This is a genomic window from Rhizobium sp. LEGMi-198b, assembly GCF_054114205.1.
This window is the reverse complement of sequence record NZ_JBSYVH010000002.1, coordinates 1,086,307-1,101,550: the sequence shown is the minus strand read 5'-3', so window position 1 is coordinate 1,101,550 and position 15,244 is coordinate 1,086,307. Positions and strand designations below refer to the sequence as shown.

Genomic DNA, 15,244 nt, shown 5'->3' with positions numbered 1-15,244 from the left:
TCAGCTCTCCTTTGATGTCAGCGGATTGATCGTCGGCGTGGTGCGTGCGGGGCCTGTCCGGGGACGAGGAGGCTGTGGCGCGCCGCTGCCATCGCCATTGTCGCCGAAGACTTCGCGGGCGATAGCGCCGATGCCGCCGAGCGAGCCGATGATGGAGCTGGCCTCCATCGGCATGAGCACAATCTTCGAATTGCCGGCCGAGCCGATTGCGCTGAGGGCTTCGGTGTATTTCTGCGCAATGAAGTAGTTGATCGCCTGGACATTGCCCTCGGCAATCGCCTCGGACACCACGCGCGTCGCCTTGGCTTCAGCCTCGGCCAGGCGCTCTCGGGCCTCGGCATTGCGGAATGCAGCCTCCCGCTGGCCTTCGGCCTGTAGGACAGCCGCCTGCTTGGCTCCTTCGGCGCGCAGAATCTGCGCATTGCGCAAGCCTTCCGCTTCGAGAACCTGCGCACGCTTTTCGCGCTCGGCCTTCATCTGCCGCGCCATGGCATCGACAAGATCCTTCGGCGGCTGGATGTCCTTGATTTCCACGCGCGTCACCTTGATACCCCAGGGCTCGGCTGCTTCGTCGACCACGCGTAGCAGCCGCTCGTTGATGGCGTCGCGGTTCGACAGCAATTCATCGAGGTCCATCGAGCCCATGACGGAGCGGATGTTGGTTTTGGTGAGATTGAGGATCGCGGTTTCGAGATTGGTAATCTGATAGGCGGCCTGCGCCGCATTCAGCACCTGGAAGAAGGCGACCGCATCTGCTGAGATGCTGGCGTTGTCCTTGGTGATGACCTCCTGCGTCGGCACGGCGAGGACCTGTTCCATCACGTTCATGCGTGCGCCGACCGTTTCGATGAAGGGCACGATCAGATTGAGCCCCGGCTCCAGCGTGCGCATATAGCGGCCGAAGCGCTGGACCGTGTAGCGATATCCCTGCGGCACCGTTTTGATACCCGCAAACAGCACCAGGATGACCAAAACAACCAAGGCAACCGCAAAGATGCTGAACCCACCGATTACCATAAAATCCTCCATGGACGCCCCACACGATGCAGGGTTTGCGTCACTTCAAAGCACTGCCGCGATCTCTGCGTATTCGGGCGAACAAGCGACGCAGCAGGTCAATCAGATGTGGTGGGTTAGCATGTTCTCGGCAAGGGCGGAATGGGCGGTGCCATCCGACTCCTTGCCCTATTTCACGTACGAAAGGGCGGGGGGAAATCTCGTTGTTTGCGGCTGGAACAGACGGTTCCGTCACCCTCCCAATTTCACTCAGGCCTTGCACCTGACCGCACATGTTCATACCTTAAGGGGAGGAAAAGTATCCGGTTTCTGCCGCCGCGCGACCCTCCGAGCCGCGGCATGGCACATCACCAGGGTGAGACGATGAATATCGACAGGACTTTGCGGTCAATCGTGGCCGTGCACGCTTCAATTCCGGACGATGCCTTTACGGCTGGGGCGCTGGGAACCCGGCGGGAAGGCAGCGGTGTGGTCATCAGGGATAACGGACTGGTTCTCACGATCGGCTATCTCATCACCGAGGCCGAGGAGGTTTGGCTTACGACCAATGAAGGCCGCGTGGTGCCCGCCCATGCGCTTGCCTATGATCAGGAGACCGGTTTCGGTCTGGTCCAGGCACTCGGATCGCTTGGTGTCCCCGCTTTGGAATTCGGCAACGTGGCCAAGGCCGCGATCGGCGATCCCGTGGTGATTGCCGATGGGGTCGGTCAATTCGTCCGGGCAAGCATCGTGGCCAAGCAGGAATTCGCCGGCTATTGGGAATATCTGCTGGAGGAGGCGATCTTCGTCGCGCCCGCCCATCCTTCATGGGGAGGTGCCGCGCTTCTCGACGCGCACGGCAAGCTATTGGGCATCGGCTCACTTCACCTGCAGATGGCCTCACAAAATAATGAGGCTGCCGATATCAACATGGTCGTTCCGATCGATTTGTTGCCGCCCATTCTTGATGATCTGCTCAACCGCGGTCAGGTCAATAAGCCGCCGAGGCCTTGGCTCGGGGCTTTCTCCGCCGAAAGCAATGGGGAGGTCGTGGTCATGAGCGTGGCAGAAGGAGGTCCGGCCGCCCAGGCGGGCTTGCGTCGCGGCGACGTCATCTCCGAGATCCGGGATGGGGAAGTGGACAGCCTGGCCGATTTTTACCGCAAGGTCTGGGAAAGCGGCCCCGCCGGTGCAGAAATCCCCATGAGGATATTGCGCAACGGCCGCGAAGCATGGCTACGCGTCAAGTCGGCCGACCGCAGCAGCTTTCTGAGGAAGCCGCAGTTGCAATGAGGCAGGGCGATCGTGGCGGCGGCTGGAACAGCATCCGACGCCACGGGCGCATGGCAGGCATCAAATCCAGCCAAGCAACTCCCGCCTGACCACTTTTTCCAGCACCCGCATGCCGTCTTCGCCGTCGTTCAGGCAGGGAATATGCGTGAACTTCTCGCCGCCATTGTGGTGGAAGGATTCGGCAGCCTGTTCGGCGATTTCTTCGAGCGTTTCCAAGCAATCCGAGACGAAACCGGGGTTGAGGACGGCGATGCGTTTGGTGCCCTCCCTGGCAAGGTGCTCCACCGTCTTGTCAGTGTAGGGTTGCAGCCATTCCTCCGGTCCGAAGCGGGACTGGAAGGTAAGCATGAACCGGTCTTCGGAGAGCCCAAGCTTTTCGCGCAGCAACCGGCTGGTCTCGACGCATTGCCGATAATAGGGATCGCCTTTCTCGGAATAGGAAAGCGGAATGCCGTGGAAGGAGGCCAGGATCTTCTCCGGTTGCCAGTCGAGCGTGGCGAGGTGCCGGGTGACGGAGTTGGCGAGCGCCTCGATATAGGTGGGATCGGTATGATAATCCGGCACGGTGCGCAGCGCCGGCTGCCAGCGCATGGCCATCAGCTTTTCGAAAGCCTTGTCATTGACGGTGGCGGTGGTCGCAGCCGCATATTGCGGATAGAGCGGAAACAGCAAGATACGGTCGCAACCCTGATCCTTCAGCACCTGGATGCGCTCGCCGATCGCTGGCTTGCCGTAGCGCATCGCCCAATCGACAATAACATCCGGCAGGTCCGTCAACCGCGCTGCCATCAAATCCGATTGGTTGCGGGTATAGGTGCGCAGGAAACTTTCGTTCTTTTCCTTGTTCCAGATCGTCTCATACGCCTTGCCGACCTTGCCGGGGCGGGTGTTGAGGACGATGCCGAACAGGATCGGATACCACTTCCATGGCGACCACTCGATGACGCGCTTGTCCGTCAGGAATTCGCGCAGATAGCGCCGCATCGACGTGTAGTCGGTGCCGTCGGGCGTGCCGAGATTGACGAGAAGGACGCCGATCTTGCCGGATTTTTGCTGCGATTGGCCAGTCGGGGCTTCTGCGATCATCAATTGTGGTCCTCTCAACGAAACGGAGCACCTCACATAGGAACAAAAACCGGCCCGGGAAAGCCCGGACCGGCTGACTTTTACGAGACAAATCGTCCTTACTTGGCCGGAATCTTCAATTCACGGCCGATGGTAAGGTGGCGCGCTCTGAGATTGCGGTTGGCGGCCACGAGTTTGCGCCATTCGCCGGCATCGCCGTAGTAGGTCTTGGCGAGATCCCAGAGTGTGTCGCCGACGGCGATGACATGGGTGGTCGGCGTTTTCGGAGGCTCGCTGGCCTGGGGTGCCGGTGCGGGAGTCTCCGGTGCCGTCGCCGCGGCAGCAGGAGCGGTTGTCGGCGTGGTGGTCGGTGTTGCCGGGGCAGCCGTCGCCGGCGCCGTGGCCTCAGGCGTTGATGTGGCAGGCGTGGTGGTGGTGGTGCTGGGTGCTGAAGTGGCAGGCGTGGTGGTCTCGGGCGCTGTGGTCGTAGCTGGAGCGGTGGTAGCTGGGGCTGTTGTTGCGGGAGTGGTCGTCGTCGGAGGCGTCGCGGCGGGGGCCGTGGTCTCAGGCGTTGACGTGGCAGGTGTGGTGGTGCTGGGTGTCGACGCAGCGGGCGCGGTCGTGGTCGGCGCAGTCGTCGTTGCCGGAGCGGTAGTAGCTGGGGCTGCTGTTTCCGGAGTGGTGGTCGTCGCCGGAGGGGTCGCGGCGGGTGCTGCCGTCTGAGATGTTGACGTCGAAGCAGCGGGAGCCGTCGTGGAAGGGGCTGCGCCGGTATCGGCCGCAGCCGGGGCGGGCTTCTGATCCGATGATGCTGCCTGTTGCGTCTCCGCCGGCTTGCCTGCCTCCGGTTGGGCAACGGTTGCGGTGCCGCCGAGCTGTGCGATGCGGCCATCGGTGTAGGGCTTGTAGGGATTATGCGACGCCAGATAATCGGCGACCACCGCTTCGAGGTCGGGGCCGAAGTCATAGGCGTTCTTGCCGTTCTGCGCGAAGACGACGTAACCGTCTCCGCCGGCGCGCATGTAATTATTGCTGACGACGCCGTAGGTCTTGTTGGGATCGAGCGGCACGAACTCCGTGCCTTCCTGCACAACGACGGAGACGACCCTGCTGCCGGGCGGCTTTGATTTATCGAAGGCATATTTGATACCAGCGACCTGCGGGAAGCGGCCGGCGCCATCGTCGATCTGGCTGAGGCCGTTTTCCAATGCCGTCTTCACGTCAGCGCCCGTCAACTGGAAAGTGGCGATGGTGTTCTGGAAGGGCAGCACGGTCAGCACGTCACCCATGGTGACGTCACCGGCGCCGATCGAGGCGCGCAGGCCGCCGCCGTTCTGGATGGCGATGGCGATGTTCTGATTTTTTGTGCGATCCAGCATAGCGTCGGCGACGAGATCGCCCATGGAGCATTCCTGAACGCGGCAAATCTCGCGTGCGCCTTCGATCGGGGCCTGCGTGGCGCCAATGATTTTATGGCGCAGTTCCTCGATCGGCTTGGCCATCTCCTGGACACGGGCGGCAATGGCGGGGTCCTGTTTGATCGAAGAATCGAGCAGGATCGGATCGCCCTTGGCTTCCTTGACGACGCCATTGTCATCGAAGGTGATGACGACATCGCCGAGATATTTGCTGTAGGAGGCCGCCTGAACGACCGGGACTTTATAACCTGCAGGGTTGTCGACCATGGTCGGATAGGGACCGGCGGCTTTCGGGTCCGTATTCGACAGAAGCGTATGCGAATGGCCGCCGACGACGACATCGACGCCGGCGATTCTGGCGATCTGGGCGACGTCGCGCGGATAGCCGACATGGGTAAGCGCGATGATCTTGTTGACGCCCTGCGACTTCAGCGCATCCACTTCGGCACTGATGGCGGCCGCATCGTCCGTGATCTTGACGTGTGGGCCGGGGGAGGAGAGCTCCGGCGTCTCGGTCGTGACCGCGCCGACGATGCCGATCTTCTGGCCGCCGATATCGAGCACGATCGATTTCTTGATGCGATCGCCGATTTTCGATTCGCCGTCGATGACCAGATTGGCGGTGACGACGGGGAATTGCGCCTTGTCGAGGAAGGCGGCGAGCGGGCCTTCGCCGTCATCGAATTCATGGTTGCCGACGGTCATGGCGTCGATCTTCATATCGTTGAGGAATTCGACCTCGGCAGCTCCCTTGTAGGTCGTGTAGAAAAGCGAACCCTGAAAATTGTCGCCGGCATCGAGCAGCAGGACATTTTGGCCGGAAAGTGCGGCGCGACGCTGGTCGATCGCGGTCTTCAGCCTCGCTGCGCCGCCGAAGCATTCATTCTTGCTTTCTTCGGCGGCAGAGCAGGTGGCGTCGAACTTGTTGATCGGTTCCACGCGCGAATGGAAATCGTTGAAGTGCAGAATGTTGAGCTGGTAATCCGCGAAAGCGGTGCTGGCGCTCAGCGCCAAGGCCGCAACGGCCAAAAGACCCATACCCAAGGGCTTCGTCATCTCTCTCTCCTGTTACTCACCATATCCGGCCCGCCCATGTCCCGCAGCGGTACCCCCGGGGTGAATCTTTCCATCCCGGCGAAAAGAGCGCAAGCAAAAGCTGTTGGCTTTATTAGGATTTTGCAAATCAACGGAAAAGAAGCCGCTGTATCAGGCGCAAGCCTCAATGGAGGCATCGCCATAGGATTCCCGCAGGGCGGCGAGGACATTCCAGCCGATGGCAAGGGTGAGAAGCAGGCAGCAAAGGGCAGCGATGCGATGAAAGCGCCGGCTGCCATCGCGGTAAAGCAGGATCGTGCCGGCGCCATAGATCAGTAAAGCAGGCAGGGCGATGATGAAGACGCTTATCGGTCCGTCACAATCGAGCGCCGCGATGCCTTGTGCCTTATAGCTGTTGGCAGGCAAAGCCGCCGCCAGGATAGCGACCGGCAATGCGGCGACCAAAACGAGATAGAGCACCAATCTGCGCATGGCGATCTATCCGTCCGCGGCGCCCGTTTCAGCCCTATCGGCGATTGAGGGAGAACTGCTTCCCGGCATCGGACGTGCAATTGAGCTGGGAGGGGCTGATCATGGCGCAGTTGATCTTGGACTGAGTCTTGCGCACCAGCGAGGTCATGTTGATCTCGATCAGGCTGGGAGAAACGCTGGTATAGGTGCCGGAGGCCAGAACCGAATTGCTGTCGGTGGTGTGGGTCGTGAATGTGCCGGCCTGGAAGGTCGAAATGAGGCCGTTTGCATCGCTCCAGTTGCCTTCTACCCCTGTCTGCGGCTGGACGCTGGCGCGCATGGCCGGCGGAGGCCTCGATCCGCCGAAATCGACGCAGGCGGACAAGGCTGCTGCGGCGGCGAGAAGGGCAATGCTGGTTCTGATCTTCATAAATGTCTCCCGCGATTGAAGGCGGACTAATGTCATGTTGGTTGCGGGAAACCATGCCGTGGCCATCTGTTGAAAGCAAGGCTTCAGAACCCGTCAGGTCGATTTATCCGGCGAGCGTAACAAAAATGCCCGCACGACCAGTGCGGGCATTTGAGTTTCTGACTGTTCGGATGATCCGTCGATCAGCGAACCAGGATGTTCTTGAACTGCCAAGGATCCTTGGTGTCGATGTCTTCCGGGAACAGGCCCGGACGGCCGTCAAGCGGAGTCCAGTCGGTGTAGTGGCCTTCAACCGGACCGAGATACGGCAACTGTACTTCGAGGCAGCGCTTGTAGTCGATCTCGTCAGCTTCGACGATGCCGGCGGTCGGATTTTCCAGGGCCCAGACCATGCCGGCGAGCACGGCGGAGGTCACCTGCAGGCCGGTTGCATTCTGGTAAGGAGCGATGCGGCGGGTCTCTTCGAGCGACAGACGCGAACCGTACCAATAGGCGTTCTTGTCGTGGCCATAGAGCAGCACGCCGAGTTCGTCGATGCCGTCCTCAAGCTCGTCTTCGTCCAGAACGTGATGGACCGGCTGCGCCGTGCCGCCGTTGCCGAACATTTCGTGCAGCGACAGCACGGCGTCGTTGGCGGGATGATAGGCGTAGTGGCAGGTTGGGCGGAAGGTGACGTCGCCATCCTTGTCGCGGACCGTGAAGAAATCGGCGATCGAGATTGACTCATTGTGCGTGACGAGGAAGCCGTATTGCGGGCCGGGGGTCGGGCACCAGGTGCGAACGCGGGTGTTGGCGCCCGGCTGCTCGAGATAGATGGCGGCCTGGCAGCCCTTCTTGTGCTTCTTGGCGTTCTTCGGCATCCACGTTTCATGGGTGCCCCAGCCGAGTTCAGCCGGCTGCATGCCTTCGGAGATGAAGCCTTCGACGGACCAGGTGTTCCAGAATACGTTCAGCGGCTTCGGATGCTTGGTGCGCTGAGTGTCACGCTCGGCGATGTGGATGCCCTTGACGCCGACCTTCTTCATCAGCTTTGCCCAGCCTTCGCGGTCATGCTGATCCGGCTCGTCGAACTTGATGCCGATATCGTTGGCGAGATTGACGAGCGCCTGCTTGACGAACCAGGAAACCATGCCCGGGTTTGCGCCGCAGGTGGAAACAGCCGTCGCACCACCGGGGTTCTTTGCCTTTTCCTTGCGCACGGTTTCACGCAGCGCGTAGTTGGTGCGGTCGGCGTTTTTCATGTTCTTGTCGAAATAGAAGCCGAGCCAGGGCTCGACGACCGTATCGACATAGAGCACGTCGAGCTTGCGGCACAGCTTGATCAGGTCGAGCGAGGAGGTGTCTACCGAGAGGTTGACGCAGAAGCCCTGGCCGCCGCCTTCCGTCAGGAGGGGCTTCAAGAGGTCCTTGTAATTGTCCTTGGTGACATATTCCTCGATATAGCGGACGCCATGCTTTTCCAGGATCGCCTTGTGGTCGGCGTCCAATTGCGGGTCGATGACGACCATCCGGCTTTTGTCGAATTTGAAATGGCGTTCGATCAGGGGCAAGGTGCCGCGGCCGATGGAGCCAAAGCCGATCATTACGATCGGACCGGTAATTTCGGCATATACCGGATAGTTCTGTTCCGTCATTCTTGTCTCCTTCGAAGGGCAGGACGCCGTTCGGCCTGTGAAATTCAATCAATATGTGCGCGAAAATGCGAGGTGAACGGCTCTAACCATAAATTGATGTCACAATAAAGAGCCGTCCCGGCTTATCGGGCAAATGTCAAGCCGGTGAAGCAACGTCCGCAAGCGCTCGCAATTGTCTCGCCAGCTCGCTTTTCTGGTGCGTGAGGCCCTTATAGGCCGTCTGCTGCTCATCCAAAGCATCCAATTGCGCGGCAAAACTCAATGCCAGTTCCGAAGCTTTGGGATGGTTCGCGATCGCGGCGATCGGGTCGACATAAACGCGGATGGTAAAGAGGATATCGCCCGATACCGGCAGCTTGCGCAGCGTCTGGCGCTCGACGCGGGCGAAGCGGGTCTCAAGCGTGGGAGGCGTGGCGGCCGGCGGACGGCTATGCTTCGACGTCCGGAGAGACAGCTCCTTCGTCGTGCTCACCGACCAGTTCATCCGCTCGACAGGCTGCGCCACCTGCAGATTGTCGAAGATGCGGGTGATGAGGACGGCATTGCGGGTGCCCTCGCCAAAGCCGGGCACGTCTCCATGAATCGCCTGCATCGGCCGGCCGAATTTTTCCTGAAGCGACCAGGAGGAGGGGAAGGCGACATGGCCGGCGACGAGATGCCAGCCGTTCTCCTTGCGCCGCATGATGACGAGATCGTCGGCGACGAGCGAACCGGCCTTCAGGAGCGGCGGCAGGCTGGGATCGGCAAGATCGATCGAGTGACCGGCGGCGGAGATGGTATCGCCGTCGCGGCGATAGATTGCCGGATGCTGTTCGCAAAGATAGGTCGTCAGGAGGTCAAGACATTCCCGCTGCGCATGTTCCGAACCGGCTTCGGAAACGAAAACATCATTGCGGCGGTCGTAAAGAAGCCTTTGCTTTTCATCGAGATAGCGCCCGAGATCGGCGTCCGGCTCGATCCATCGTGCCGGATCGAGCGGCATCAGGCCGATCGTGAAGGGTTTTGCAGAGCCGTCATAGGGTGTGTAGGTCAACAAGGTCATGGATGGAGCTTACTGCGTCAACGTTTCCTGATGGAAGAGCATTCGCCAGTGCTCCTCCGCTTCTAGCCGCAAGATCGAGCTGCGAAGCGTTCTGACCTCACGACCATCCGGATAACGGCGGGCCCCACGATAGGTCGCGAGTGCGAGCGTACCGGAGAGCATCTTCAATTCGAAGTCGGTCAGCGTTCGCGAAATACCGTCGGGCTCACCCTCGACAAGCCGATCGACGATGTCGCGGAACGTATAGAGAGCGCCCGAACTGCCGATCTCGCGAAACTCGGCAGACAATAGGTCCGCCAACGCCTGTTTCGATGTGCGCACCGCCGGATCGAAAAGCCGTTCTTCCAATTCTTTCAGATGTCGACTGAGATCATCCATCGCGGCGACGGACAGCATGGGCGACCCCTTCCCGTTTCAAATCAGACCTTCAGGGCCTCCAATCCTTCCCTGACGGTCGTTAGGGCGATTTCCGCGACGTCATAGGCGGCAACGCCGTGGATGGTGAAGGGATCGGCTGCGACATAGGCTTCCAGTTCGGCGCGATCGCCGCGGGCAAAGATGATGCCGCCAGTGCGCGGCACCTTGCGGCCGGACGCGAGAAACCAGCCCTTCGCATAGCCTTCCTTCACCCAGGCCATATGCGGCTCCATGTGCTTGTCGGCTTCGTCATTGCCCTTGAGATAGGTCAGCGAGAGGATGAACATTGCGTCAATTCCATATGAGTTGTGCGCGGATCAGGCCGCGCAGGGAGTTTCCGACATAAAGCGCACCTTTTTCCAGATCGTCCAGCCTTATCCGGCCGACGCGGGCTTTGCGCTGGCAGATGAGTTCGGTGCGCAACACGCCGGCGAGCAGGCCGGAAGAGATCGGCGGCGTTCGCAACGGTCCGGAACCCTCGTCGAGGAAGATCGAGGTAATGGTGCCCTCGCAGACCTCGTCCTTTTCATTGAGCAACAGCACTTCGTCCGCCTCTGCCGTCGAATATTCGGCGCGGGCAGCCTCATAGACGGACCGACGGGTGGTTTTGATGCGCAGCAGCTTGTCGGCAGAATCAAGACGGGTTTTGGCAATGCGGACGCGCCAGACGGTATCGGGAGCAAGGGGCGTGAAGGCGGCAGTCGTAACGTCCGTCTGCCCGGTGCGATCGAATGTCAGGCGCACCCGCAATGGAGCGTTCGCATCCGCAACGGCAGCATCGAGTTTCGCCAGCGCATCCTTCGGCGCGGGAAAACCCAATCGGCGGGCGGACCGTTGCAGTCGGGCAAGATGGAGGCGCAGGCGCACGAAGCCCGTCTGCGGCTCGTAGCGCAACGTCTCGATCAGCGAAAAATCCTCTAGCGCTTGATCCATCGATCTCCCATGGCGAAGCGCGCCTTCAACAGGCATTCTTCATATTCCGCCTCCGCCGTCGAATCGAAAACGATGCCGCCGCCGACATTGAAGACGGCACGGCCGTCATCGAACAGCGTGATGGTGCGGATCGCCACGGAAAAGCGCATGGCGCCGCCAGGTGAAATCATGCCGATCGCCCCGCAATAGGCGTCGCGCGGGTTATCTTCGAGTTCGTGCAGAATTTCCATCGCCCGCATTTTCGGCGCGCCGGTGATCGAGCCGCAGGGGAAGAGCGCTGCGAAGATATCGCGGATGGTCATGTTGGGGAGTAGCTTCGCCTGCACATGGCTGACCATCTGGTGCACGGTCGGATAGGTCTCGATCTCGAAAAGTTTCGGCACGTCGAGCGTACCGACTTCGGTGATGCGTGAGATGTCGTTGCGCAGGAGGTCGACGATCATGCGGTTCTCGGCCTGCGTCTTTTCGTCGGCCAGCATGGCGTCGATGATCTCGGCATCCTCGACGGCGTCGGCGCCGCGCTTGGCGGTACCCTTCATCGGATGCGTCTCGATCCAGCCGTCATCGTCGGTCCGGAAGAAGAGTTCGGGCGAGCGCGACAGGATGATCGGGCCGCCGAGATCGACCAGCGCGCCATATTTTACCGGCTGAAGCTCGATCAGCGACCAGAAGGCGGCACGGGCGTCGCCATTCCAACGGGCCGTGATGGGCATGGTCAGGTTTGCCTGGTAGCAATCGCCCTGGCGCAAATGCCAATGCAGCCGGTCGAATCTCTCTTTATATATAGGGAAGTCCCAACCGGCTGTGGCGTCGGTCAGAAACGCCTCGTTTTCAAGGCGTTGCAATGGCTGGGAGAGGGCATGACCATCCGCCGCCGGAGCGTCGAAAACGCCGAAAGAGAGCAGCGGCGTCTCGCGGTTTTCTTCAGCGAAAGGCGCAAGCTTTTCCTCGAAGAGGTGACCGGCCTCATAGGCCATATAGCCCGCCAACCACTTCCCCGCGGCCTTTGCCTTTTGCATCCGATCAAGGGCGTTGAAGAATTCCGCACGTGTTCGAGCTGTGATGATCTCCGCCGGTTCGGCGAAGAGCATCACCTGTCCTGTGCTGTCGTCCCGGAAGAGGACGTAGGGTTGCGTGTCGGCCACGTGCGATTCTTTATCAGTGTGCATCAAGCACTCTTATCAAGCGCCTCCAGCTCATCGATGAGCCCTTCGATCATCGACAGTCCCTTGCTCCAGAACGACGGATCGGTGGCGTCGAGGCCGAAGGGTTTCAGGAGTTCGGAATGATGCTTGGTGCCGCCGGCCTTCAGCAGCTCGAAATATTTCGCCTGGAAGCCCTCTTCGGCATTCTGATAGACGGCATAGAGCGAATTCACCAGGCAGTCGCCGAAGGCATAGGCATAGACGTAGAAAGGCGAGTGGATGAAGTGGGGGATATAGGCCCAATAGGTCTCGTAGCCCTCTGAGATCTTGATCGCCGGCCCGAGGCTTTCCGACTGGACGGAGAGCCACAGCTCGCCGATATCGTCTGAAGTCAGCTCGCCGTTCTTGCGCGCGGTGTGAACCTTACGTTCGAATTCGTAGAAGGCGATCTGGCGGACGACCGTATTGATCATGTCCTCGACTTTCTGGGCGAGCATCGCCTTGCGCTCGCGCTTGTCGGTGGTCTTGTCGAGCAAGGCGCGGAAGGTCAACATTTCGCCGAAGACTGAGGCGGTTTCGGCCAAGGTCAGCGGCGTCTGGCACATCAGCGCGCCTTGGCCACCGGCAAGCACCTGATGCACGCCATGGCCGAGCTCGTGCGCCAGCGTCATGACATCGCGCGGCTTGCCCATATAGTTGACGAGCACATAGGGATGTGCGGAAGGAACGGTCGGATGCGCGAAGGCGCCCGGCGCCTTGCCGGGACGTACCGGTGCATCGATCCATTCCTCATCGAAGAAACGCCTGGCGATATCAGCCATTTCCGGTGCGAAATCGCCATAGGCGGAGAGAACGGTCTGCTTCGCCTCGGTCCAGGGGATCAGCGCATTAGAGGTCTCGGGCAGCGGCGCGTTGCGGTCCCAGAAATTCATCTGTTCCATGCCGAGCCACTTCGCCTTCATCTGATAATAGCGATGCGACAGGCGAGGATAGGCGTCGCGCACGGCGGCAGCCAAGGCATCGACCACCTCGCGCTCGACGCGGTTGGCCAGATGCCGGCTGTCGGCGATATCTTCGAAGCCGCGCCAGCGGTCGGCGATGTCCTTATCCTTGGCAAGCGTATTGGTGATCAGGGTGAAGATGCGCAAATTGGCCTTGAAGGTCTCGGCGAGAGCCATTGCCGCCTTGCGGCGCAGCTCGGTGTCTTTCTCCTGAAGCATGTTCAACGTGACTTCCAGCGGAAGCTTCTCGCCGTCCACCTCGAAGCGCAGCTCCGCCATGGTCTCGTCGAACAGGCGATTGAAGGCGGCGGCGCTGGTCATGGATTTTTCCAGGAATAGCTGCTCCAGCTTGTCCTCGAGCTGGTAGGGCTTGTCCTTGCGCAGGTCGACGATCCAGGGACGGTAATGGCCGGCGGCTGGGTCGTTTGCCATGCAGGCGTCCATCACGGCATCGTCGATGCGATTGAGTTCCAGCGGAAAGAACAGCAGATGGGCGGAATAGTCGGTCAGCCGCGCCTGCACGTCGCCGTAGAGCTTGCCGTTGGCCGGATCGCTGGTGTTGGAGAAATAGGTAAGGCCGGCGAAAGAGCCGAGGCGGCCCATGATATCGTCCAGGGCTTCATAGTCCTTCAGCGCTGCACCGATGCCGGCGTCACCGGTCTTGGTGGCAGCGTCCGCAAGTTTGCCTTTCCACTTTTCCTCAAACGCGATCGCCGCCTTTCCGGCCTTTTCCATATCACTGACAAAGGCGGTGGAGGTGGCGGACGGATAGAGGTCACTGAGCTTCCAGGCGGGCAGATCGCCGAGGGCGGGATTGGTTGCGGCGGCCGCCGGGCCGGCGGAAAAATTAAAGGATGAATGGAGCGAGGTCGGGCTCATGGGCGGTATTTCCTCTGCTTTTCTTTGCGGAACAGTCCGGTCTCTCCGTGTCTATTCGGCTGAAAAGGCCGCTGCAAGGGCGATTTCCTCGAGATCGGACAACCGAATTCATAGGCACCGTTACATTCGTCATAATGATTAAAATACGATGCTTTGGCAAAACTTCGTGTTCAAGCCTTTCTGCGAAGGTCCTCGTCAGGTTTCGCATGAAGTGAGGCACCAATGACCGTATTTAATAGCGCCAAGGGGGGCGCGCAGATTCTCGTTGTTGAGGATGATCCGATTCAACGCCGTCTGCTGAAAAACGCTATCGAGCGGCACGGACACGTTGCTCATCTGGCGGAGAATGGCCGTTTTGGCCTTGAGATACTGAAGCGCAACAGCGATCAGATCAATGTGATCGTGCTCGATCTCATGATGCCGGAGATGAACGGCATCGAGTTTCTGAGCGCGCTGCGCGATATGGGCACCGAGGTGCCCGTCATCGTGCAGACCGGGCAGGGCGGTATCGAGACCGTGGTGCAGGCCATGCGGGCCGGCGCCTTCGATTTCGTCGTCAAACCGGTATCGCCGGAGCGGATAGCGGCTTCGATCGCCAATGCGCTGAAGCTCGATCAACGCGAGGCCAGGGCTCGCGCCGGACGCAGGTCGCGCTCCAGCGCGATCAGTTTCGACGACATCGTTTCTGCAAGTCCGGCGATGATGCGGGTGATCGATCTTGCCCAGCGAGCAGCGCAATCGAACATCCCCGTGGTGCTCGAGGGCGAATCCGGCGTCGGCAAGGAGCTGGTGGCGCGTGCCATCCAGGCCGCCAGCGACCGCGCTGGCAAGCCCTTCGTGACGGTCAACTGCGGTGCCATTCCGCACAACCTCGTGGAGAGCATTCTCTTCGGCCATGAGAAGGGCGCCTTCACGGGCGCTGCCGAGCGGCATGTCGGCAAGTTTATGGAGGCGGACGGCGGCACGCTGTTCCTCGACGAAGTCGGCGATCTGCCGCTGGAGGTGCAGGTCAAGCTCCTGCGCGCTGTACAGCAAGGGGAGATCGAGACGGTCGGCGCCCGCGTTGCGCAGAAGGTCAATGTCCGGCTGATCTCGGCCACCAACAAGGACCTGATCGAGGAGGTGAAGGCCGGCCGGTTCCGTGAAGACCTCTACTATCGCCTCAACGTTTTCCCAATCACCATGCCGGCGCTGCGTCGTCGCAAGGAAGATATTCCGTATCTTGCTCGTGCCTTTGCCGACCGATTTGCGCTCGAACAGAAACTCGGCCATTCGCTTTCGATCAGTCCGGGCGCCTTGGCGTTGCTGACGGCCTATGACTGGCCGGGCAATATTCGCCAGCTCGAAAACGCGATCTTCCGCGCTGTCGTGCTGTCCGAGGGTTCGGAATTGGTCGAAGCCGATTTTCCGCAGATTGCGGCACAGTTGCCCGGCTATTTCACTGCCGAGCATCCGACCTTAGTTGTGGATAATTCCGAGGCTTTC

At 60.5% G+C, this 15,244-nt stretch carries 13 protein-coding genes and 1 pseudogene; 2 read left to right on the top strand and 12 right to left on the bottom strand.

The window, feature by feature from the left end; translation table 11 throughout:
• Window positions 1–1,017, bottom strand: coding sequence for an SPFH domain-containing protein (locus ACXHXG_RS12005; protein WP_104824249.1), 1,017 nt, complete (start codon window positions 1,015–1,017; stop codon window positions 1–3).
• A 363-nt stretch (window positions 1,018–1,380) separates the two neighbouring features.
• On the opposite strand from ACXHXG_RS12005, the gene ACXHXG_RS12000 reads away from it, so the two are divergent.
• Window positions 1,381–2,289 carry a S1C family serine protease gene (locus ACXHXG_RS12000; protein ID WP_104824248.1) on the top strand — a complete coding sequence of 303 codons (909 nt, stop codon included), beginning with the start codon at window positions 1,381–1,383 and terminating at the stop codon, window positions 2,287–2,289.
• Between the two features lie 60 nt (window positions 2,290–2,349).
• Here ACXHXG_RS12000 and hemH read toward each other — a convergent pair whose 3' ends face one another.
• The 11 genes from hemH to ACXHXG_RS11945 all read right to left on the bottom strand — a co-directional run bounded on the left by hemH (window position 2,350) and on the right by ACXHXG_RS11945 (window position 13,759).
• Entirely contained in the window at window positions 2,350–3,375 is a 1,026-nt protein-coding gene (gene hemH / locus ACXHXG_RS11995) for a ferrochelatase (RefSeq protein ID WP_457899384.1), read from the bottom strand.
• 98 nt (window positions 3,376–3,473) lie between these two features.
• Entirely contained in the window at window positions 3,474–5,828 is a 2,355-nt protein-coding gene (locus ACXHXG_RS11990; RefSeq protein ID WP_457899383.1) for a 5'-nucleotidase C-terminal domain-containing protein, read from the bottom strand.
• Between the two features lie 150 nt (window positions 5,829–5,978).
• Complete coding sequence (locus ACXHXG_RS11985; RefSeq protein ID WP_104824245.1) at window positions 5,979–6,299, bottom strand: hypothetical protein; 321 nt, start codon at window positions 6,297–6,299, stop codon at window positions 5,979–5,981.
• Between the two features lie 34 nt (window positions 6,300–6,333).
• Window positions 6,334–6,708 carry an outer membrane lipoprotein Omp10 gene (gene omp10, locus ACXHXG_RS11980; protein WP_457899382.1) on the bottom strand — a complete coding sequence of 125 codons (375 nt, stop codon included), beginning with the start codon at window positions 6,706–6,708 and terminating at the stop codon, window positions 6,334–6,336.
• Between the two features lie 182 nt (window positions 6,709–6,890).
• Window positions 6,891–8,342: a homospermidine synthase gene (locus ACXHXG_RS11975; RefSeq protein WP_457899381.1), complete on the bottom strand. Its 1,452-nt coding sequence runs from the start codon at window positions 8,340–8,342 to the stop codon at window positions 6,891–6,893.
• A gap of 136 nt (window positions 8,343–8,478) precedes the next feature.
• Complete coding sequence (locus tag ACXHXG_RS11970) at window positions 8,479–9,384, bottom strand: heme-dependent oxidative N-demethylase family protein (protein ID WP_457899380.1); 906 nt, start codon at window positions 9,382–9,384, stop codon at window positions 8,479–8,481.
• A 9-nt stretch (window positions 9,385–9,393) separates the two neighbouring features.
• The gene (locus tag ACXHXG_RS11965; protein WP_457899515.1) at window positions 9,394–9,762 is read right to left on the bottom strand and encodes a nuclear transport factor 2 family protein; all 369 of its coding nucleotides are present in this window, start codon (window positions 9,760–9,762) and stop codon (window positions 9,394–9,396) included.
• A 41-nt stretch (window positions 9,763–9,803) separates the two neighbouring features.
• Window positions 9,804–10,088, bottom strand: a complete 285-nt coding sequence (locus ACXHXG_RS11960) for a YciI family protein (protein ID WP_283047350.1) — start codon at window positions 10,086–10,088, stop codon at window positions 9,804–9,806.
• Between the two features lie 4 nt (window positions 10,089–10,092).
• Window positions 10,093–10,734, bottom strand: a complete 642-nt coding sequence (locus ACXHXG_RS11955) for an aminotransferase class IV family protein (RefSeq protein ID WP_457899379.1) — start codon at window positions 10,732–10,734, stop codon at window positions 10,093–10,095.
• Window positions 10,719–11,879 (bottom strand): aminodeoxychorismate synthase component I, encoded by a 1,161-nt coding sequence (locus ACXHXG_RS11950; RefSeq protein ID WP_457899514.1) that lies wholly within the window; start codon window positions 11,877–11,879, stop codon window positions 10,719–10,721. The genes ACXHXG_RS11955 and ACXHXG_RS11950 overlap by 16 nt, the downstream gene beginning before the upstream one ends.
• A gap of 23 nt (window positions 11,880–11,902) precedes the next feature.
• Complete coding sequence (locus tag ACXHXG_RS11945; protein WP_457899378.1) at window positions 11,903–13,759, bottom strand: M3 family oligoendopeptidase; 1,857 nt, start codon at window positions 13,757–13,759, stop codon at window positions 11,903–11,905.
• A 222-nt stretch (window positions 13,760–13,981) separates the two neighbouring features.
• Here ACXHXG_RS11945 and ACXHXG_RS11940 point away from each other — a divergent pair.
• Window positions 13,982–15,233, top strand: a pseudogene (locus ACXHXG_RS11940) (sigma-54-dependent transcriptional regulator); the annotation flags it as partial.
• Window positions 15,234–15,244: the final 11 nt, after the last annotated feature.

Coding starts and splice junctions, on each gene's coding strand:
- ACXHXG_RS11965 (WP_457899515.1), bottom strand. CDS start 9,762: ATGGATGATCTCAGTCGACATCTGAAAGAATTGGAAGAACGGCTTTTC.
- ACXHXG_RS11985 (WP_104824245.1), bottom strand. CDS start 6,299: ATGCGCAGATTGGTGCTCTATCTCGTTTTGGTCGCCGCATTGCCGGTC.
- hemH (WP_457899384.1), bottom strand. CDS start 3,375: ATGATCGCAGAAGCCCCGACTGGCCAATCGCAGCAAAAATCCGGCAAG.
- ACXHXG_RS11990 (WP_457899383.1), bottom strand. CDS start 5,828: ATGACGAAGCCCTTGGGTATGGGTCTTTTGGCCGTTGCGGCCTTGGCG.
- ACXHXG_RS11975 (WP_457899381.1), bottom strand. CDS start 8,342: ATGACGGAACAGAACTATCCGGTATATGCCGAAATTACCGGTCCGATC.
- omp10 (WP_457899382.1), bottom strand. CDS start 6,708: ATGAAGATCAGAACCAGCATTGCCCTTCTCGCCGCCGCAGCAGCCTTG.
- ACXHXG_RS11945 (WP_457899378.1), bottom strand. CDS start 13,759: ATGAGCCCGACCTCGCTCCATTCATCCTTTAATTTTTCCGCCGGCCCG.
- ACXHXG_RS11970 (WP_457899380.1), bottom strand. CDS start 9,384: ATGACCTTGTTGACCTACACACCCTATGACGGCTCTGCAAAACCCTTC.
- ACXHXG_RS12000 (WP_104824248.1), top strand. CDS start 1,381: ATGAATATCGACAGGACTTTGCGGTCAATCGTGGCCGTGCACGCTTCA.
- ACXHXG_RS11955 (WP_457899379.1), bottom strand. CDS start 10,734: ATGGATCAAGCGCTAGAGGATTTTTCGCTGATCGAGACGTTGCGCTAC.
- ACXHXG_RS11960 (WP_283047350.1), bottom strand. CDS start 10,088: ATGTTCATCCTCTCGCTGACCTATCTCAAGGGCAATGACGAAGCCGAC.
- ACXHXG_RS12005 (WP_104824249.1), bottom strand. CDS start 1,017: ATGGTAATCGGTGGGTTCAGCATCTTTGCGGTTGCCTTGGTTGTTTTG.